The 17,842-nt window shown below is 51.9% G+C and carries 19 protein-coding genes; 12 read left to right on the top strand and 7 right to left on the bottom strand.

Annotated elements, in window-relative coordinates:
• Nucleotides 1–63: 63 nt before the first annotated feature.
• Genes QXT02_RS00775 through QXT02_RS00765 form a run of 3 tightly spaced genes read right to left on the bottom strand, consistent with a single transcriptional unit; the run spans nucleotide 64 to nucleotide 2,827 of the window.
• On the bottom strand, nucleotides 64–843 hold the full coding sequence (locus QXT02_RS00775) for an ABC transporter permease (RefSeq protein ID WP_342811413.1): 780 nt from the start codon (nucleotides 841–843) through the stop codon (nucleotides 64–66).
• Nucleotides 844–1,743, bottom strand: a complete 900-nt coding sequence (locus tag QXT02_RS00770; protein ID WP_342811412.1) for an ABC transporter permease — start codon at nucleotides 1,741–1,743, stop codon at nucleotides 844–846.
• A 28-nt stretch (nucleotides 1,744–1,771) separates the two neighbouring features.
• Nucleotides 1,772–2,827, bottom strand: coding sequence for an ABC transporter ATP-binding protein (locus QXT02_RS00765; protein WP_342811411.1), 1,056 nt, complete (start codon nucleotides 2,825–2,827; stop codon nucleotides 1,772–1,774).
• A gap of 129 nt (nucleotides 2,828–2,956) precedes the next feature.
• On the opposite strand from QXT02_RS00765, the gene QXT02_RS00760 reads away from it, so the two are divergent.
• The gene (locus tag QXT02_RS00760) at nucleotides 2,957–4,300 is read left to right on the top strand and encodes a glutamate-1-semialdehyde 2,1-aminomutase (protein ID WP_342811410.1); all 1,344 of its coding nucleotides are present in this window, start codon (nucleotides 2,957–2,959) and stop codon (nucleotides 4,298–4,300) included.
• Between the two features lie 57 nt (nucleotides 4,301–4,357).
• On the opposite strand, the gene QXT02_RS00755 is transcribed toward QXT02_RS00760, so the two are convergent.
• Both QXT02_RS00755 and QXT02_RS00750 read right to left on the bottom strand, forming a co-directional pair.
• Nucleotides 4,358–5,728 (bottom strand): monomethylamine:corrinoid methyltransferase, encoded by a 1,371-nt coding sequence (locus tag QXT02_RS00755; protein WP_342811409.1) that lies wholly within the window; start codon nucleotides 5,726–5,728, stop codon nucleotides 4,358–4,360.
• Nucleotides 5,725–6,354 carry a corrinoid protein gene (locus tag QXT02_RS00750; RefSeq protein ID WP_342811408.1) on the bottom strand — a complete coding sequence of 210 codons (630 nt, stop codon included), beginning with the start codon at nucleotides 6,352–6,354 and terminating at the stop codon, nucleotides 5,725–5,727. Before QXT02_RS00750 ends, QXT02_RS00755 begins: the two co-directional genes overlap by 4 nt.
• 125 nt (nucleotides 6,355–6,479) lie before the next feature.
• On the opposite strand from QXT02_RS00750, the gene QXT02_RS00745 reads away from it, so the two are divergent.
• The 10 genes from QXT02_RS00745 to QXT02_RS00700 all read left to right on the top strand — a co-directional run bounded on the left by QXT02_RS00745 (nucleotide 6,480) and on the right by QXT02_RS00700 (nucleotide 14,518).
• Nucleotides 6,480–7,340: a DMT family transporter gene (locus QXT02_RS00745; RefSeq protein WP_342811407.1), complete on the top strand. Its 861-nt coding sequence runs from the start codon at nucleotides 6,480–6,482 to the stop codon at nucleotides 7,338–7,340.
• Nucleotides 7,341–7,477: 137 nt separating this feature from the next.
• On the top strand, nucleotides 7,478–8,278 hold the full coding sequence (locus QXT02_RS00740) for a 2-amino-3,7-dideoxy-D-threo-hept-6-ulosonate synthase (RefSeq protein ID WP_342811406.1): 801 nt from the start codon (nucleotides 7,478–7,480) through the stop codon (nucleotides 8,276–8,278).
• A complete protein-coding gene (locus QXT02_RS00735; RefSeq protein WP_342811405.1) occupies nucleotides 8,275–9,396 on the top strand; it encodes a 3-dehydroquinate synthase II in 1,122 nt (373 codons plus the stop codon). Before QXT02_RS00740 ends, QXT02_RS00735 begins: the two co-directional genes overlap by 4 nt.
• Before the next feature lie 13 nt (nucleotides 9,397–9,409).
• Nucleotides 9,410–10,141, top strand: a complete 732-nt coding sequence (gene aroD, locus QXT02_RS00730; RefSeq protein ID WP_342811404.1) for a type I 3-dehydroquinate dehydratase — start codon at nucleotides 9,410–9,412, stop codon at nucleotides 10,139–10,141.
• A complete protein-coding gene (gene aroE, locus QXT02_RS00725; protein ID WP_342811402.1) occupies nucleotides 10,138–10,992 on the top strand; it encodes a shikimate dehydrogenase in 855 nt (284 codons plus the stop codon). Before aroD ends, aroE begins: the two co-directional genes overlap by 4 nt.
• A complete protein-coding gene (locus QXT02_RS00720; RefSeq protein ID WP_342811400.1) occupies nucleotides 10,989–11,846 on the top strand; it encodes a prephenate dehydrogenase/arogenate dehydrogenase family protein in 858 nt (285 codons plus the stop codon). Before aroE ends, QXT02_RS00720 begins: the two co-directional genes overlap by 4 nt.
• Entirely contained in the window at nucleotides 11,843–12,664 is an 822-nt protein-coding gene (pheA, locus tag QXT02_RS00715) for a prephenate dehydratase (RefSeq protein WP_342811398.1), read from the top strand. Before QXT02_RS00720 ends, pheA begins: the two co-directional genes overlap by 4 nt.
• Nucleotides 12,665–12,672: 8 nt before the next feature.
• Nucleotides 12,673–13,479, top strand: a complete 807-nt coding sequence (locus QXT02_RS00710) for an NAD+ synthase (protein WP_342811396.1) — start codon at nucleotides 12,673–12,675, stop codon at nucleotides 13,477–13,479.
• 83 nt (nucleotides 13,480–13,562) lie between these two features.
• The gene (gene rbr / locus QXT02_RS00705) at nucleotides 13,563–14,135 is read left to right on the top strand and encodes a rubrerythrin (RefSeq protein ID WP_342811394.1); all 573 of its coding nucleotides are present in this window, start codon (nucleotides 13,563–13,565) and stop codon (nucleotides 14,133–14,135) included.
• A gap of 83 nt (nucleotides 14,136–14,218) precedes the next feature.
• A complete protein-coding gene (locus QXT02_RS00700) occupies nucleotides 14,219–14,518 on the top strand; it encodes an MTH1187 family thiamine-binding protein (RefSeq protein WP_342811392.1) in 300 nt (99 codons plus the stop codon).
• Nucleotides 14,519–14,553: 35 nt separating this feature from the next.
• Here QXT02_RS00700 and tuf read toward each other — a convergent pair whose 3' ends face one another.
• Together tuf and QXT02_RS00690 are read right to left on the bottom strand one after the other, a co-directional pair.
• Nucleotides 14,554–15,813 carry a translation elongation factor EF-1 subunit alpha gene (tuf, locus tag QXT02_RS00695; RefSeq protein WP_342811431.1) on the bottom strand — a complete coding sequence of 420 codons (1,260 nt, stop codon included), beginning with the start codon at nucleotides 15,811–15,813 and terminating at the stop codon, nucleotides 14,554–14,556.
• A gap of 6 nt (nucleotides 15,814–15,819) precedes the next feature.
• Nucleotides 15,820–16,638, bottom strand: coding sequence for a hypothetical protein (locus QXT02_RS00690; protein ID WP_342811390.1), 819 nt, complete (start codon nucleotides 16,636–16,638; stop codon nucleotides 15,820–15,822).
• A 92-nt stretch (nucleotides 16,639–16,730) separates the two neighbouring features.
• Between QXT02_RS00690 and QXT02_RS00685 the strand changes: the two genes are divergently transcribed.
• The gene (locus tag QXT02_RS00685; RefSeq protein ID WP_342811388.1) at nucleotides 16,731–17,507 is read left to right on the top strand and encodes a phosphopantothenate/pantothenate synthetase; all 777 of its coding nucleotides are present in this window, start codon (nucleotides 16,731–16,733) and stop codon (nucleotides 17,505–17,507) included.
• Nucleotides 17,508–17,842: the final 335 nt, after the last annotated feature.

Below are 17,842 nucleotides of genomic sequence, written 5' to 3'. Positions count from 1 at the left end.
CTGCCCGTCAACGGGCTAAAGAAGAATTTATTTTTTTGACTTTATATGGGCACGTTTTTTAAGCTAACTTACCGAGAATCTTTCCGCCTTTCTCATTATCACGGCAAGCAGGATGGCCATGGCGAACATGATGGCGGACATCGCAGTCAATATTGGCACGAATTTGGGCAACTTGGTAATCAACGTATACATGAAGACCGGTGCTGTCTGCTGACTTCCGGCAAGCAAAACCGCCATGGCCACATCCTCCCACGAGATGATGAAGGACAAGATAGCTGCGGTCACGATTCCGGGCATAATCAAGGGCAGGGTGATCTTTCTGAAGGTGGTTAATCGGTCAGCCCCTAGGTCCATTGCTGCCTCTTCAAGGCTGATGTTGAACCCGATGAATCTAGAGGTCAGCACCAGCGTGGAGTAGGGTATCGCCAATAAGATATGCCCGATGATGATAGTAACCAGCGAGGGCTGCATTCCCATTCTCAGCAGGAAGGACAGCAGGCTTATACCCATGATGATGTAGGGGACAACCATCGGCAACAGGAGCAGCCCGGTAAACAAGTTTTTTCCATAGAATTTGGTTCTGACCAGCGCGTAGCCACCGCAGATTCCTAAGATTACTGCTACCACCGTAGTAACTCCTGCGACCATGAAGGAGTTGATAATCGAGTCCACCGCACCCGGGAATTGGAACAGCGCCTCATACCATTTGGTGGTTGGGAAGTTTTTCAGCGGCAGGGCCGGTGATTCGTTGAGGGAGAGCAGGAATAAGATGGTTATTGGGGAGAATGCCAGAACCACAGCAAAGGCGACAACAATGGTCCAAAAGATTTTTTCCGTTTTCATCTAGAGACTCTCCATCAATTTCTCAAAGCCTATTTTCCGGAAAAGGGCAACGACGGCCACGATAACTATGCCGAGCAGGCAAACGGCAAAGGCGGAGCCTATTTCCCATCTGTAGCCCTTGAGGAAGAAATCATAGATCAGGTTCCCGAACATAAGTCCAGTGGTACCACCCACGACGCTGGGGGCCACGAATTCTCCGATGGTCGGGATGAACACGAATAAAATGGCCACGAAAACCCCGGGCAAGCTCAGGGGGAAGGTGATTTTGAGAAATGTTTTCGTCGGTGAGGCGCCCAGATCCTGTGAAGCCTCAAGAAGGGACCTGTCTATTTTCTCCAGAGAAACGAAAATCGGTAGGATCAGCCAAGGGAACCAAGTGGCTGTCAATACCAACCAGACTGAAAAGGCATTGTATCCTAGGAGCTCAACTGGGGCGTTGGTCAAACCGATCGACATCAACAACGAGTTGATTACTCCCGTCCTTCCCAAAAGCAGGCGCCAAGCCAGCAGCACCATCATGTAGGAGGCGATGTAAGGTGCTTGAAATGCTATGAGGATAGTGTATCTGTTTTTTAGGATTTTGAAAGTTATGAAATAGGCCAAGACATAGGCCAGCCCAACTGAAGAGACGGTTACCGCCACGGTCAAGAGCAGAGTTCTCAGCAGCACGAAGATGTAGTCCAAGTTTATTACCAAGGTGGCGTAGTTGTCCAATATGGGGAATCTCAAAATATCCTTTGTTGCCGGATGAAGTTCAGCAAAACTAAGCATTAACACCGAAAGGACAGGGATTAAAAAGGTAACAATGAGCCAGAGGTAGGTGGGGACAACCAACAGCAATCCCTTTAATCGTGCCGCTTTTGGTCCCCGGGAGTTCTTTTGGGCTTCACCCGATTTCATCAGGCCCCCTAACTCATGTTTTTCCTGCTTATTCAATCACTCGGGCATCTCTTTTGTTCCAGCCGATCTTCACTCTCTCTCCTATTTTGAAAATGAACTCCACGCCGGTGGTCGGTGCCACTACCGTGAGTAAAGAGTCATTTTCCAACAGAACCTTATAGGTGACAGACTTTCCTTGGTAGAATGATTCGGTGATTTTCCCATCGAAGACGTTGTCTAGCTTCCTCAACTTTTTACCTATGGATATTTTTTCGGGCTTCACGGAGATCAGGACGGTTTTCTTGGAAATCCTCTGTCCGGGCGCAACGATGATTTTTCCCAGCTTGTCAACTTCCACCACACCATCGCGGTATCTTCCTTCAAAGAAATTGGTCCCCCCGATGAAGTCAGCCACGAATTTGGAGTTTGGTCTTTCATAGATTTCTAGTGGAGTTCCCATCTGCACAATTTTGCCTTTATTCATAACGGCTATTTTGTCTGACATGGTTAGTGCCTCGCCCTGGTCGTGCGTGACATAGATAAAGGTAGTTCCTACCTCACGCTTGATTCGCTTTAATTCCACGACCATTTCCTCCCTGAGCTTCAGGTCAAGAGGGCCCAGCGGCTCATCAAGCAGCAGCACCGCAGGCCGGTTCACTAACGCCCTCACTATCGCTATCCGCTGCTTTTCACCCCCGCTGAGCTGGCTTATCTTTCTTTTTTCATATCCGGGCAGCCGCACGAGCTCGAGCATTTCTTTGACCCTCTTCTGGATTTCAGGCTCTGGAACTTTCTTTATTCTTAAACCGAAGGCGATGTTGTCATACACGTTCATATGTGGGAACAGGGCCAGATTTTGGAAGACAAGATTGGTGGGCCTCTTGTAGGGAGGAACGTTTGTCATTGGCTTTCCATCGATGAATATTTCACCTTCGGTTGGGGTTTCAAAGCCACAGATCATTCTGAGCGTGGTGGTTTTTCCACAACCTGATGGTCCCAAGAGGGAGAAAAATTGGCCCTTTTCAACGGTAAATGAAATATTATCCACCGCAATAACTTCTCCGAATTTCTTGGTCACGTTTTTAACTTCCACATCAATTTTCATATGTCCCATTAAACATTTTCATATCAGTTAAAAAATTTAACTTCTTTTTCCGCGTTTTTCGATATTATAGGGTCAGTCCCTGAACTCAGGTTTAAATAGCGAAAGAAAGGAGTAGTTAGCGGGGGTGGAATGCCTTCTTTACCCGAGGAGGAAATTTATATAAAAAACACGCCCAAGTCTAGAGAATATTTTGAGAAAATATCTAAAATAATTCCGGGAGGAGTGAACACCGCTATTCAGTTCTTCCGACCTTACCCGCTGTATATGGCTAGGGGACTTGGTGGTAAGCTTTGGGATTTGGATGGCAGGGAATACGTGGACCACTGCCTTGGCTACGGTGCTATGACGGCGGGGCACGCCAATCCCGTTATAATCGAGGCCATAAATGAGCAGGTAAAGAAAGGAACGCTGTTGGGATTCCAAGCCGAGGGCGCGTATGAATTGGCCCAGGAGCTGATGAGACGATATCCCTATGTGGAAATGCTGCGCTTTTCTAACACCGGGCTAGAGGCGACTTTCTACGCCGTTAGGTTAGCGAGGGCAGCGACCGGAAGAAAACTGATCGTGAAGATGGAAGGATGCTACCACGGTGCCAGCGATGTCCTGATGATAAGCGATAAGCCCAGAAGGCGCGTGATATTGGGTTCGGTACACAATCCAGCTTCAACGCCAGATTCATTGGGCACACCGGAGGAGGTCGTTAAGCAGACCTTGGTGGCGCACTTCAACGATGTCGGTAGCTTGGAGAGGGTTCTCCAAAAGCACGAGAATGAAGTCGCGGCAATAATCACCGAGCCGGTGCTGACCAATAGTGGTATCATAACGCCCGAAAAGGATTACTTCAGGGAGGTCAGGAGACTCTGCGATGAGTACGGAGTCCTGTTGATTCTGGACGAAGTTAAGACGGGCTGCAACCTCTCCGCAGGTGGTGGCAGTCAGCTTTACGGAATCGAGCCTGATCTAGTTACCTTCGCCAAGGCCATTGGAGGCGGTGCTCCGCTGGCGGCATTTGGTGGTAAGAGGGAATATATGGAGATGATAACGCCTTTGGGCGGGGTCGTCCACTATGGAACCTACAACGCCAACCCACTTTCCATTGCCGCAGGTTTGGCCTCGCTGAAAAAGGTGATGACCGACACCACTTATGCGAAGATAAACAAGCTGGGTGACGAGCTTTACAAAGGAGTGGTTGACGCCATAGCCGACACCGGCATAAAGGCTGTTGTGGGTCGATGCACCATGATGGGTAGCATCTTCTTCGGTCTGGATGAGCCGCCAAAGAACTACCGTGAGGCCTCCCGCTGTGACGCTGCTAAGTGGGGTAGATACTGGCTCCACATGTTGAACCGCGGGGTAATACCGGCGGGTTCAGCGTGGTTTGAGGAGTGGATGGTTTCAGCAATGCACGAGCCCGAGGATATTGAGAAAACCATCCAAGCGACTTACGAGACCTTTAGAGAGATCAAGGATTAATCACCGTTATTGAAGACACTGGTCCAGCCTTGAGCGTAGCTGACAGCCGAGAGAAGTTTATCTAAATTGAATTCCGATATCTTCCAGCTCTTTTTTCACTTTTTCATAAATTACTTGCCATTCTTTGGATGGTTCCAGCGATTTCAGATCCATGCACTCGGTGAAGCTTTTTCCCTGCGGCGGATTCTTAATCTTATCCTCGAACTTGACGAATAACAGTTTAATTAAATCGTTGGCGTCCCCTCGTTTGATCCCGGTGACAGCATGGGCCACTTCCATACACAGCCTGAATTCAAGCGGGGAGATGTAGTTTTCTTTTCCGGCTTTCAATGCTAGCGGGCCGCAGTGGAAGTCGTAGCCAGAGGCGACGGCGGCTATTGTCTTCGCCGCCCCCTCGTAGAGAAGCATCTCGGTGCACGGCCCTGCGGCTGCGAAATGGTAACAATATTCCAGCGCCTCAACGTTTCTGTTCATTCCGATTAGAAACAGATCCGAGGCCCAGATGGCTTCACGATTGGAACTCGTTCCAGACCAGATGTCGATCGCGTTTCCGCCGCTCAGAGTTGCGCCCAGTAACAGACACTCTATTTCCTGCGCGGCCGAGACGATTGCGGTTGTCTCAGGCCCGCCGGCAATACCGCCGAGGACAGGTGTTGGGTCGTACATCAGGTTCACATCGGTGCACCTCGAAGTGTACAGCACCTTGGACAAAATGTCGTAATTGATCTTCAGCTCGTTGACGCAGCTGGTCAGAATGCAGTCACCCTTGGTGAGCCCTCCGGCGGACATAGCGGCCATGAAGGCAGGGAGGCCAAGTCCCGTCATCCCACCGACCACAGCTAGGCCTTCCTTACCAGCTCTCCTCACACCTTCCTTAGAAGACGTGATTTCATACTTTGAGGCAAAGATCTCGAGCGGTGAGTGCAGTTTTACTTGGATACCTTGAAATCTTGGTATCGTCGGTCCCCAATAACCCTCAGCGAGCGGTTCCTTAGCAATGGATGTGGCCACGATTGGAGCTAGTTCCTCGGATATTGGCATCCCGCTAGGTCCAGGAACCAGCCAAGGCACGCTTTTGTCTCCGGCCTTTCTGGGTGTTAATATTCTTGTTCTTTCTCCTTGCCCCACCTCAATTTTGTTCGGTGCTGACTTTAACCCTTCTTTAATTTCCTCATCAGAGAATTTTATTAACCTCCCCGTGTCAGTGCAGAGGATGCCTAGATCGAGAAGCAACCTTTTTCCTGCCTCGAAGACGGCATCGGCTAGACTATCGTCGGTAGGTACGGGTTCAGCGGGATTATACTTGATATCATAATCCCTTGCTAGCTCTCTGAGCTTCCTCGGCAGGATTTTTTTATCAAATTGTCCTTCGTCCATAATCGGGCCGGTTTCAGCCCGGTTATAGATCTCAGCCGGCGTGAGCTTCAAGTTCCCATCGCCTCCTTGGCCAGTCGAACGGCCTCGGTGGCGTTTTGGCCATAGCCATCAGCCCCGACCAATTCTGCGAATTCCTTAGTTACCGCCCCACCGCCAATGATCACCTTAAATTTATCTCGAACCTGCTTATCCTTCAGGAGTGAGATAATGTCTCTGATAAAAGGGGCGGTGGTTGACATAAGGGCTGATGCAGCGATGATGTTTGCGTTAACTTCTTCGGCCTTTTTTACAAAGTTCATCGCTTTGACGTCCCTTCCCAGATCATGGACCTGAAAGCCCGCAGCCGATAACAGCGCCGCAACCAAGCTCTTTCCCATGTCATGAATGTCCCCTTCGACAGTGCCGATTACTATGACACCTGCCTTTTGGGACATTTCTTTGGGCACTTTTGCTAGGAGGATGTCCATGCCGGCTTTCATCGCGTCAGCAGAGAGAAGGAGATCCGGCAGAAACACCTCACCACGTTCAAATTTCGAGCCCATCTCATTCAAACCTGCTGCCAGACCATGCTCGATGGCGAAAACAGGATCGATCCCCTTTTCAACGGCTTCCTCTGCGGCTTTCCGGCTTTTTTCTTCATCCCCCTCCAAAACAGAATTGTATAGCTTCTTAATCAACTCTTCACACATCGATTTTACATGTACTTTATTAGTTAAATATTTTGGCCTGAATCTTAATTTTAATCGATGAAAAATGTTGTTTTTCAGATTAGCTTAAGTACTCCGTTTATAAAATTGTTTTTATGAGTTTACCTGTCGGCATCATTTTTGGACTCGTCGCCATGTTTTGCTGGGGCCTCGCCGATTTTTTGGTGGTGAAAGTTGTCAAAAGCGTAAGCGTCTTCAGGGCATTTTTGTGGGGGGAAGTGGTCAGCTTATTTTTTTATTTTTTGACCCTTCTGTTTTTCTTTGAGTTGCCCCCAATCTCTGGATTTTTGCTGGGAACTATTTTCGGCTGCAGCTTTCTTCACATCACGGCTTACTTGGCCCTCTATAAGAGTTTACAGGTGGGGCAGGTGTCTGTGGTTACGCCCATTTCCGCTTCATGGGTCGTTCTCACGGTGATCCTTTGTCTGATCTTTTTAGATGAAACATTGACTGGTGCTAGATTGGCTGGCGTGGCTCTGGTGATCTGTGCCGTTGTGTTGGTTTCCTTCAAATGGCAAGACATGCTGGGGCTAAGGCAGATGAACTTGGCTGCTGGGGTCAGTTATGCGCTCTTGGCATTGTTTGCCTTTGGCGTTCAGTATGCCATTGTCGATTACCTGGTCTCTGAACTTGGCTGGTTCTTGCCGATTTTCTTCATCAAATTTTTTTCACTCCCCCTGCTGATCATTTATTCAAGCACCTCAGGGAGAAACGTGTCTTTTCCAAAAGTCGCCGCAACATTCATAATTTTAATAGGGCTGTTGGAGTTTCTTGCTTTCTTGGGTTATGGCTTGGGCGTGAACTCAGAATATACCGCCATCGTGGCGCCAATAACAGCATCCTCACCGATAGTCACCATTATCTTGGCCAAGATATTTTACCATGAAACCGTTGACATTAACCAAACGATTGGCATCGCATCGTTCTTGGTGGGCTTATTTCTTCTTTCAATATGATGATAAGGATAGGTAACAATGAGTAAGAGGTGGGGCAGCCCGACGCTTATTCAGCTAGCCGTGGTCTAAATGTCCAGAAAAGCTCCCCTACACGTTTTTAATCCATGCGCGGCATATCTCAAAAGGAGGTGTAAAGGTTGTCCGAAGCCGGTAAGCGCATTAGGCTAGAGCGGATAATTGACCGCAAGACCAAACGGACGGTAATCGTCCCGATGGACCACGGGCTGTCAATGGGTCCCATCTCAGGCTTGGAAAACATGGCAGCCATCGTGAACAAGGTGGCCGATGGCGGCGCTAATGCCGTGGTGCTACACAAGGGAATCGTTCGTGCTGGTCATCGAGGTTACGGAAGAGATCTGGGGCTGATTATCCATCTCTCCGGTAGCACCTCGATTGGGCCCGACCCTAACTGCAAGGTGCCGGTTGCTAGTGTGGAGGAGGCGATCGCTCTGGGTGCCGATGGAGTTTCGGTTCACATTAACGTCGGTGCGCCCAATGAGGAGGAACAGCTGCAGCACTTGGGCGAGGTGGCTGAGTCCTGCGACACTTGGGGCATGCCATTATTTGCGATGATGTATCCCCGGGGACCTAAGGTCAAGGACCAACATGATCCGACACTGGTAGCCCATGCTGCCCGCGTAGGCGCTGAGCTTGGCGCTGATATCGTGAAGACCGTTTACACCGGTGATGTCAAGTCCTTTAGTAAGGTGGTGAAAGGATGTCCAGTGCCAATTGTGATCGCTGGGGGACCGAAGATGAACACGGATTTGGATGTTCTGAAATTAGCATCAGAGGCTCTGAGCGCCGGCGCCATCGGGATTTCCATCGGCCGGAACATTTTCCAGCACAAGAACCCGACCGCGATGACTAGAGCTCTGGCGCGTATAGTTCATGAGGGCGCTACTATCGAGCAGGCGATGCGTGAGCTTAAGCGGTGAGCCTTTTGCGTAGGCTACTCTGGGTCAGGGCGGACTGGGATGAAGCTTGGGAGTCAAAGAAGCCGTTTGTCAAAGCAGCCATAGAAACAGGAGCCGACGCTGTGTTGATAAAGCCTGAGGAGGCTTCCGAAGTCCTCAAGCAGGGCACCATCCTGATGGCCGCCCGGGAACTTGCTCCTGGAATCAGCATTGTCGTCCTCAACCTGGCGAAGAGCGGTGAGGTCGAAGAAGTGCTGAGGCATGCAAAAAGTCTGCGCGCCCAGGCGAAGGTCGCCGTTCTCGTTGAGGTTTCAAACAAGGAAATGGAGAGGGCAGCGGTCGAGGTTGGAAAAGGTGTGGATTATCTGATAGCGGTCACACCCGACTGGAAGGTTATCCCCTTAGAAAACATGATCGCAGAGCTGCAGCGGACGGACGTGAAGGTCCTGGCTGGAGTAAAAGACGCCACCGAGGCCAGGGTCGCCGTTGAAACGTTGGAGGTGGGAACTGCGGGCGTTCTTCTGGATGCCAGAGAGCGAGGACCGGAGGAAATTAACAAGGTCGGTGAAATGCTGGAGTCACTTTCGCGGGAGAGGCTGGAGCTCGTCCCCGCCACGGTGAGGTTGGTCAGGCCAGTGGGAATGGGCGACCGGGCTTGTATTGATACTGCTTCTTTAATGACCATTGGCGAGGGCATGCTGGTGGGTAGTCAAAGCAGTGGCATGTTTTTAGTACATTCGGAGACCTTAACCAGCGAATTTGTGGCTCCGCGGCCGTTTCGGGTTAATGCCGGAGCCGTCCATGCCTATATCAGATTGCCGGGAGGCAAGACTAAGTACATGTCGGAGCTCAGCGCTGGTGACGAGGTTCTCTTGGTGAACTTCAGGGGGGAGACCAGAGTGGCCACAGTAGGCAGGGTTAAGATAGAGAGACGACCGCTGCTGTTGGTCGAGGTCGAATACGCGGGCGAGATTTACAAGACCCTTCTCCAGAACGCGGAGACGATTAATCTCGTCAGCAAGGATGGCAATCCGATTTCCGTGGCCAAGCTGAGGCCCGGCGATGAAGTTCTCATTCATGTGGAGAAGGCGGGGAGACACTTCGGCGTCAGTGTTGAGGAGACCGTAGTTGAGAGATAAGTCGGTGTTCTCTTTGAATGAGCTTAAACTGGGAAGGCTCGTTGTCAAAACTCCTGCAGTTTGCGGCGCCGTGGAGGGCAGGAACGTGCGTGAGATGAGCCGGGCCATTTCTCTAGCGCTGAAGAGGGGTGCCGATCTGGTTGAGCTGAGGATGGACAGCCTTGGGGATAAGGAAGGTTGGCAGAAAATTCTGAAGGATGATTTACCCCTGATCTTTACCCATCGGCCGAAGAGAGAGGGTGGAGCTTTTTCAGGAAGCGAGGGGGAACGGGTTGAGATAATTCTGGAGGCCATCGAGAACCAGGTGCCCTGCGTGGATCTCGAGTTCTCCACACCTAAATCCCTCAGGGATAAGGTGGTGACAGCGGCTAGACAGGAAGGGGTTTCGGTGTTGATGTCATGGCACGATTTTTCAATGACGCCTGGAATTAAAGCGCTCAAGAGGATGGCGGGTAAAATGGTCAAGGCCGGTGGAGATGTGATTAAGTTGGTGACGATGGCCCATGATCCCACCGATTCGATAAGAGTTCTGGATTTCCTCGTTGATGTTCAGGATGAAATTTCAGTCCCGGTGGTGGCCTTTGCCATGGGGGAGGCAGGCAGGATAACCAGAATCGCCAGCCTGATGCTTGGCTCTCCTTTAACCTACGCCAGCGTCGGCAGACCAACCGCACCTGGGCAGTTTGATGTCGCTGAGACCAAACTCCTGCTGCAAAAACTAATGCCGAGGGAGGGCGGAGGTTGAAATCCCTAAAGGTCTTCATGCTTATCGGAGACCCTGTGGCGGGCTCCCTTTCCCCGGCGATGATGAACGCGGCCTTCAAGAAACTGAGGCTCAACCATATCTACGTGGCCGTTAGAGTTCCAGAAAATTTACTTGGGGATGCCATTGCCGGAACTAGGAAAATGGGGATTGCCGGGCTCAACGTCACCATCCCGCACAAAATTGCTGTGATGAAGTTCTTAGACGCATTGGATGAATCAGCGGCTTTAGCCGGGGCAGTCAACACGATAAAAAACAGCCGCGGCAAGCTGGTTGGCTTTAACACAGATGGCGAAGGTGCGCTGAGATATCTTGAAGAGAAAGTTGGCAAAGTGAAAGGCAAGAGGGTACTGTTGCTTGGAGCCGGAGGTGCCGCGCGGGCCATTGCCTTTTCGTTGCTCAAGGCCGGGGCGGAGCTTAGCATCGCTAACCGGACGGTGTCGCGGGCGAAGGAACTGGCTTCATTGATTGAGCAGAAGCTGGGAAAAGAGGTGCCAACTATCTCCATAGACCGAAGGACGCTTAAGAGATTTATCACGAACACGGAGGTCCTGATTAATGCCACTTCGGTTGGCATGCGGCCGAGGATAGATGAGACGCTGGTGACAGCGGAGATGATGCACCGGAATCTGACCGTTTATGATATCGTTTACAAGCCCATTCGAACCCGTCTGTTGCTGGAGGCGGAGAAAGCAGGGGCCATGACAGTTGATGGCTTGGGCATGCTGGTGAGACAGGGGGCTCTGGCCTTCGAGATTTGGACAGGAAAGAGGGCACCCATCAAAGTTATGGAAGACGCAGTTAGACGTGAAATAGGGAAGGTGGTTGGTTGAAGACGGCAGTTATAGGTGCTGGTGAAATGGGAAAGTGGCTGGCAAAGTTCTCCAAACGCTTAGGCGAAGTTGTTGTTTCTGATGTCAATCGCCTTAAGGCCAGAAAGTTGGCCGCGGAGTTAAAGGTCAAGGCCGCGCTGGCAAGAAATGCCGCGGCTGAGGCTGACATAATATTTATTGCAGTTCCTATTTCAGCCACGCCAAAAGTTTTGCTGGAGGTAGCAGGGGAAGCCAAGAGCGGCGCGCTGATAGCTGATGTGGCCTCGGTTAAACTAGAGGTGGTAAAGACGATGGAGAGAATAGAAAAAGACGTTGAGCTGGTTTCAATTCACCCGCTCTTCGGACCGGGGGCCTCAAGCCTGAAAAACAAGGACGTGGTGGCAATTCCAGTCAGGCCAGGAAAACGTTATCGGAAGCTGAAGGAACTGCTCAGGAGTGATGGCGCACGGGTCATTGAGATGGACGCAGAACTTCACGACCGAACCATGGCAGTTGTCCAATGTCTGTCCCATTTCATTCTACTTTCCTACGTCCAAGCGTTAAGGGCGCTCAATGGCGGGAAGATATCCCGAAGAATGCGGACGCCGATGTTCTCGGCGCTGGTTGAGCTGGCGAAAGCGGCCTCGGCGGGCAAGCCGGAACTGTATCTGGAAATTCAACAGCAGAATAAATATTCCGAGCTGGTGAGACAATCGGCAATAGAGGCATTTCATTCCTTGAATGCTTTATTGGCTAGGGGTGATTTAAAGGCCGTCAGAACCATTGTTGGCAAGGCGGTGGCCTTGTTCGGAAGGAATGAGGTTAAGCGGGCCTACGCAGATTTGTATCGACGGTTTGAGGGAGGAGGACCATGAAGGTTGGCGCGCTGGGCCCCCGTGGTACCTACTCGGAGATCGCCGCTTGGTCCCAGTTCAAGGGACGGGCTGAGGTAGTACTATATCCAACGATATCGGACGTTGTTGAGGCGGTCGCTCGAGGCGAGGTTGATGCCGGCGTTATCCCAGTGGAGAGCATGAGGGAAGGATCGGTGGGCGAGTCGCTTGATGCACTTACCTGGGCCGATGTTAAGATAAAGGGTGAGATCGTCCTCCCAATTACGCACGCTCTGCTCGGGGTGAAGGGATCCAAGATTGAGAAGATAACCCAGGTCCTCTCACATCCACAGGCAATCGCCCAGTGCCGGGAATTTTTGAGAAAGAATCTACCCATGGCGGAGATAGTGGAGATGGGTAGCACGGCGAGATCAGCGGAGCAGGTGAGCAAGCTAGGACAGCCACACATTGCGGCCATTGGCCCCCGGATGCTGGCGAAATTATATAATTTGCAGGTGTTGAGGGACAACATCCAAAGCGGCGAAAGGAACATTACTCGCTTTTTACATATCGCCAAGGAGGACAGCCGCAGAACCGGCAGAGATAAGACATCCATCGTCTTTTACACGGCGGATGATAGGCCAGGTATTTTGCATGAAATACTTGGAGAGTTCGCGGTGAGGAAGATTAACCTCACCAAGATAGAATCCCGACCCTCCAAAAAGGCCTTGGGTGATTACCTCTTCTTCATAGACTTGGAGGGGCACCGCGAGGACAGAAAGGTCAAGGAGGCCCTCAGAGAGGTTGAAAGGAAAACTGCGATGCTGAGGATCCTCGGTTCCTATCCCAGAAAATTCTAGGTGATGGCATGTCTGAAGAGGAATTGAAACAGATTGCTAGAGTGCTGAAAATTAATCCGGTCGCGGTGGAAAAAAAGCTGATTACCTTTATCAAAAACAAGGTTCGTGAGTCTGGCGCCGATGGTGTTGTCATAGGCCTCAGCGGCGGAATTGATTCCTCCGTTACGGCAGTCCTCTGCGTAAGAGCACTTGGTCCAGAAAAGGTGTTGGGAATTTCACTTCCTGAAGTTGGGGTATCAGACCCTAGCGACGTAGCCGATGCCCGGCTGGTTGCGGAGAAGCTGGGCATAGATTTCAGGGTTATTGACATCGCTCCGGTGGTAAAGGCTCTGCGAGGCCAGCTGGAATTTAAACCCGAGGCCAAACTGCCAAACGCCAACATTCTGCCCAGGGTTCGCATGGTCGTGCTTTATTACTACGCCAACATGTTGAACAGGCTTGTCGTGGGATGTAGTAACCGGAGCGAGCTTAGGACGGGATATTTCACCAAATACGGGGACGGTGCATCTGATTTAGCCCCCTTGGGCGCGCTGTATAAGACACAGGTGAGGGAACTGGCCTGTTATCTTGGCATCCCTAAGCAGATAGTGGATAAGACACCAACGGCGGGGCTGTGGCCGGGCCAAACAGATGAGGGCGAGTTAGGTATAAGTTATAAGAATCTTGACATGATTTTCGCTGGCTTGGATCTGGGTCTTAAGCCAGTTGCGATTGCAAAAACAGTTGGTCTGAGGCTGGATGAAGTGAAGTCGATTGTCGAACGTGAGCGCAGGAGTCTCCACAAGCTCAGGCCTCCGGAAATCCCGAAGCTCTAAAAGGTTTGCTGATTCAGAAAATCGGTTTTTATTTTGCAGATATTTTTAAACAGGGGGGCTTTAGTTTATCAGGGGATGATGTAATGAGGTTAAAGGGTAGTCGGACGGAGAAGAACCTTCTGAAGGCATTTGCCGGTGAGAGCCAGGCCAGAAATAGGTATACCTATTTTGCCAGCGTCGCCAAAAAAGAGGGTTATGAGCAGATCGGTGCGATATTTCTTGAGACCGCGGATAATGAGAAGGAGCACGCCAAAGTGTTCTTCCAATACTTGGAGGGAGGGGAAGTCGCTATCGAGGCGGCCTATCCTGCCGGGAAAATCGGGACCACCAAGGAGAACTTGCTGGCCGCTGCCGAAGGGGAGAGGATGGAGTGGGGAACACTTTACCCCGAGTTCGAAAAGGTGGCTAGGGAAGAGGGCTTTGACGAGATAGCCGATTCTTTCAGGGAAATAGCTGAGGTTGAAGAGCAGCACGAGAAGAGATATCGGAAGCTGCTGGAGAATTTGGAGAACAACACTGTTTTTCGAAAGGACCGAGTGGTGAAGTGGAAGTGCCGGAACTGCGGCTATGTCCATGAGGGGATGGAGGCACCAAAAGTCTGTCCCGCCTGCAAGCACCCTCAGGCATACTATGAGCTGCTGAGCGAAAATTACTGATTCCCCGGCTGCATTCCCTCGTTGCTGGTGGCGAGGCAACGGTTTTATTTACTTCTCTGAGCAAGCTTGGTTGGGTGGCAGTTATGGCACTAATGGAGATTAGCATCGTCCCTGTGGGCACGGGGAGTGCTTCGGTCAGCAATTATGTGGCTGCGGCGGTGGGGGTTCTGGAAAGCAAGGGGGCGAAGTATCAGGTCACGGCCATGGGAACCATCGTGGAAGGAGAAACTGAGGAGCTGTTACGGCTGGCTCTGGAGATGCAGGAGGCGGTTTTCAAGATGGGCGTTTCTCGAATCGTGACCAAGATAAACCTAGATGAGCGTCGCGACAAAAGGATGACCATGGAGTCGAAGGTGGAAGCGGTAAGGGAAAAGATGAGATGAATCAGGGCGAAGCAGCTGAGTAACTCGTGATCGAGTTATCTCGCGGCCCTCTTAATTTCAACGAGGTCAATGCACATGCCGGCGGCAATGGTCTGTCCGGCGTGCCTGATGGCGAACCGGCTTAGCTCCGGGAGTTCGCTGGATCGCTCGATCACCATCGGCTTGGCCAGCCTGACCCTGATGACGCCCGCGTCGCCCTTCCTCAGCGATTTCGGATGTTCCTCGACAACCGCCCCGGTCTTGGGATCTATTTTTTGCAGGATCTCGATTATGGTTCCCGGGACATGAGCCGCGTGGCAGTGGAAGAGCGGCGTGAATCCCGGCGAGATTTCAGTAGGGACGGCGAGGATGACCACTTTTCCTGTGAACTCATTGGTGACGGTGGGCGGGTTTGTCAGATGGCCGGCGACGTCTCCCCGCCTCACCTCATCCTTGGAGACCCCTCTGACGCTAAAGCCGATGTTATCGCCCGGAACCGCCTGCTGAATCTGTTCGTGGTGCATCTCGATGCTGCGGACCTCACCGCTACTGCCCGAAGGCTCAAAGACGACGATGTCCTTAATTTTCAGGACGCCGGTTTCCACGCGACCTATCGGTACCGTGCCAACTCCAGTAATTGAGAAAACATCTTGAATCGGGATCCTCAGGGGCTTGTTTATCGGCTTCTCGGGTTCCTTTAACCTCTCCAGAGCTCCGAGTAGGGTGGGTCCATTGTACCAGGGCATCTTTGGGCTGGGTTTAGTGACGCCCTCGCCGAAGAAAGCCGCCAGTGGGATAAAAGGCAACTCTGAGGCATTTCGGTAACCGATGCTGCTGAGCAGGGTGATCATGCTGTTTTTTATCTCTTCATAAACTTCCTGGCGAAAACCCACTAGGTCCATCTTGTTGATGGCGACGATGATCTGGCCAACACCAAGGGTAAAGGCCAGTGCCGCGTGCTCACGGGTCTGCGGCATAATCCCATCATCAGCGGCCACAACCAGCACTGCCGCGTCGGCCTGGCTCGCGCCCGTGATCATGTTTTTGACGAAGTCGCGGTGGCCCGGGGCGTCGATTATGGTAATGACATTCTTCTGGGTCTCGATCTTCTGGTAGGCGATATCAATGGTCACCCCCCGCGCCCTTTCCTCCTTTTCCCTGTCCATCACCCAGGCGAACTTGAAGCTTCCGGCTTCATCCAGAAGCTCCTTCTCCTTGACGACTCCCATCTCTACCAGCAGTCTCCCGATGAGGGTTGATTTGCCGTGGTCAACGTGGCCGATAAAGACCAGGTTCAAATGCGGCTTCACGTTCAGACCCTTTTATTTATTCTCGGTCGGTTGTTCAGAGGGTAGTTCAGGTTGTGGGAGCATCTCAGTGGTCGAGGTCTTCGACTCAGGTTCAGTCGGTGCTGGCGGGGGCTGAGGAGGGGCTTCAACACCGGAGGCAGCCAGCGGGGCGGGCGTCTCTACCTGGCCGGGCGCTTTTTCTTCCCACAGCAGATATTTGGAGATGTTGGTTGCCGCCAGCCTCAGGTCGCGGGAGAGCTTTTCAGCCGCTCTCCTCAGCGGCTCCAGGTATATGTAGATGGTCTCTGGTTTTCCTTCCTCAAGCTCAAAAAATTTATTGGCGATTCGTTCGGCTTGGGCGGCGCACTGTTCTATTTGAGGGATGACTTCCTTAGTTAATTCCTTAGAGGTGCTGATGGATTTTGAGATATGGTTGATGTCGTTCACTAGCGCTTCCACCCGCCTGTGCATCTTCTCCTCGGTGACGGATTCAAAACCGACCTTGCCTACGAGCATGTAAGTTCGTGCTTGGAGCAGTTCAGCGTTTGCGGCGAGGGAATCTAGGTCAGTGGCAGCTATCTGGGCAGCGGCAAAGGTCTCTCCCCGGCTCAGCCTTCTCAGCTCTGAAGCTGGTTCGCCGACGTCAGCCCAGACGGAGAAATTTTCCAGCGGGATCTGCTTGGCCTCAGTGGATTTTCTAGAATAAGCGAATAATATCGCCGCGGAGACCAAGAAAGTGGCGCCGGCAACGCCGAGGGTAAGATAGGACTGCGGCCCGGGATTTATGCCCGAGACCACTATCGCGCCCAGAGACAAGACCAATGGGATTATCGCGAGGGGATATAGCCGCATGTTAAACTTCACCGCTTTAGACCTTCTCTCCCTGTTCAAAAAGCTTTTTGGTGATATCAGCAGGAAGTAAATTTGACTCCGGAGGAAGAGCCATGGATGAAATTTCTTCCCTGCATCCGCGGGCGGAGTCCTTGAGGGTAAGGAAAAAACTCGTGGATGGGTTTAAGATGGGGCTGGTCGTCGAGGAAGGGCTGGCGGCGCACGGAAGGGGGGAGGCCTTTGATTATCTGCTGAGTGAAAGGACCACGCGTGAGGCCAGAAGAGCGATAAAGGCCGCGGCCGCAGCGCTGCTCTTGGCTGAGCGGCCGGTGATCTCTGTCAACGGAAATGCCGCGGCCCTTGTCCCTGAGGAATTGGTCGAGCTCTCGAGGGTAACTGGGGCGAAGCTTGAGGTCAACTTGTTTCATGGTTCACGAGGGAGGGAGAGAGCCATCGCCCGCTGGCTACGCCAACACGGTGCCAGCGAGGTTCTTGGAGTCGACCCTAGGTTTTACACGAGGATCCGGGAAGTACACAGCCAGCGGAGGAAGGTTGACAGGCGAGGAATAGCCGCCGCGGATGTGGTGCTGGTTCCTCTGGAGGACGGCGACCGAACGGAGGCCCTGAAGAGGCTCGGTAAGCGCGTGATTGCGATTGACCTGAATCCCATGTCAAGAACGGCTCGGGCGGCGGACATCACCATTGTGGACAACATCGTCAGGGCAATGCCGCTTTTGGTCGCAGAGGCCAGGCGTCTCTCCAAACTGTCCCGAAGGAGCGCTGAAAAGGCGATTGGCGATTTTGACAATGACTCTAGCTTGAGGGCAACCTATCGATTAATGCAGGATGGGCTGCGTCGTCTGGCGGAAACCGGCACCTTGAGGCGATGAGATTCCAGACCCTTCGGTTCGGTAGGGGCCCTGCCTTGGTTTATGTGGGAGATGAATTTGGTTGATAAAATTGGTGAGGTCCTTTCAGTAGTTGTGGAAATCCTGCTCCGGTATCTCGAGAGCTCGTTCTCTTTCAATTTAAGCGGCCAGTATCAGCAATGAAAACAGGGTAAAATTGGATGGATGGGTCGAGATCAGCCACTTTCTAACGGCACCCTCAGTGACACCTACCCTCCTAGCCAGACCCGCGATTGGCCCGACTCTATCGATCAGCAGCTGGACGATTTCGGTTCTAGCTCGCCTGCTCAGGTGCTCGCACAGATCTAACGGTCTTT

It is taken from the genome of Hadarchaeum sp. (SeqCode) (genome assembly GCF_038871235.1).
Classification (GTDB): domain Archaea; phylum Hadarchaeota; class Hadarchaeia; order Hadarchaeales; family Hadarchaeaceae; genus Hadarchaeum.
This window is presented reverse-complemented; position numbering and strand designations above follow the sequence as displayed.

What these genes read in the sequence shown, in the direction of transcription:
- QXT02_RS00700 (WP_342811392.1), top strand. Translation starts at nt 14,219, where the DNA reads ATGGCACTAATGGAGATTAGCATCGTCCCTGTGGGCACGGGGAGTGCT.
- pheA (WP_342811398.1), top strand. Translation starts at nt 11,843, where the DNA reads ATGAAGGTTGGCGCGCTGGGCCCCCGTGGTACCTACTCGGAGATCGCC.
- QXT02_RS00760 (WP_342811410.1), top strand. Translation starts at nt 2,957, where the DNA reads ATGCCTTCTTTACCCGAGGAGGAAATTTATATAAAAAACACGCCCAAG.
- QXT02_RS00710 (WP_342811396.1), top strand. Translation starts at nt 12,673, where the DNA reads ATGTCTGAAGAGGAATTGAAACAGATTGCTAGAGTGCTGAAAATTAAT.
- QXT02_RS00690 (WP_342811390.1), bottom strand. Translation starts at nt 16,638, where the DNA reads ATGCGGCTATATCCCCTCGCGATAATCCCATTGGTCTTGTCTCTGGGC.
- QXT02_RS00775 (WP_342811413.1), bottom strand. Translation starts at nt 843, where the DNA reads ATGAAAACGGAAAAAATCTTTTGGACCATTGTTGTCGCCTTTGCTGTG.
- QXT02_RS00685 (WP_342811388.1), top strand. Translation starts at nt 16,731, where the DNA reads ATGGATGAAATTTCTTCCCTGCATCCGCGGGCGGAGTCCTTGAGGGTA.
- QXT02_RS00745 (WP_342811407.1), top strand. Translation starts at nt 6,480, where the DNA reads ATGAGTTTACCTGTCGGCATCATTTTTGGACTCGTCGCCATGTTTTGC.
- QXT02_RS00770 (WP_342811412.1), bottom strand. Translation starts at nt 1,743, where the DNA reads ATGAAATCGGGTGAAGCCCAAAAGAACTCCCGGGGACCAAAAGCGGCA.
- rbr (WP_342811394.1), top strand. Translation starts at nt 13,563, where the DNA reads ATGAGGTTAAAGGGTAGTCGGACGGAGAAGAACCTTCTGAAGGCATTT.
- QXT02_RS00765 (WP_342811411.1), bottom strand. Translation starts at nt 2,827, where the DNA reads ATGAAAATTGATGTGGAAGTTAAAAACGTGACCAAGAAATTCGGAGAA.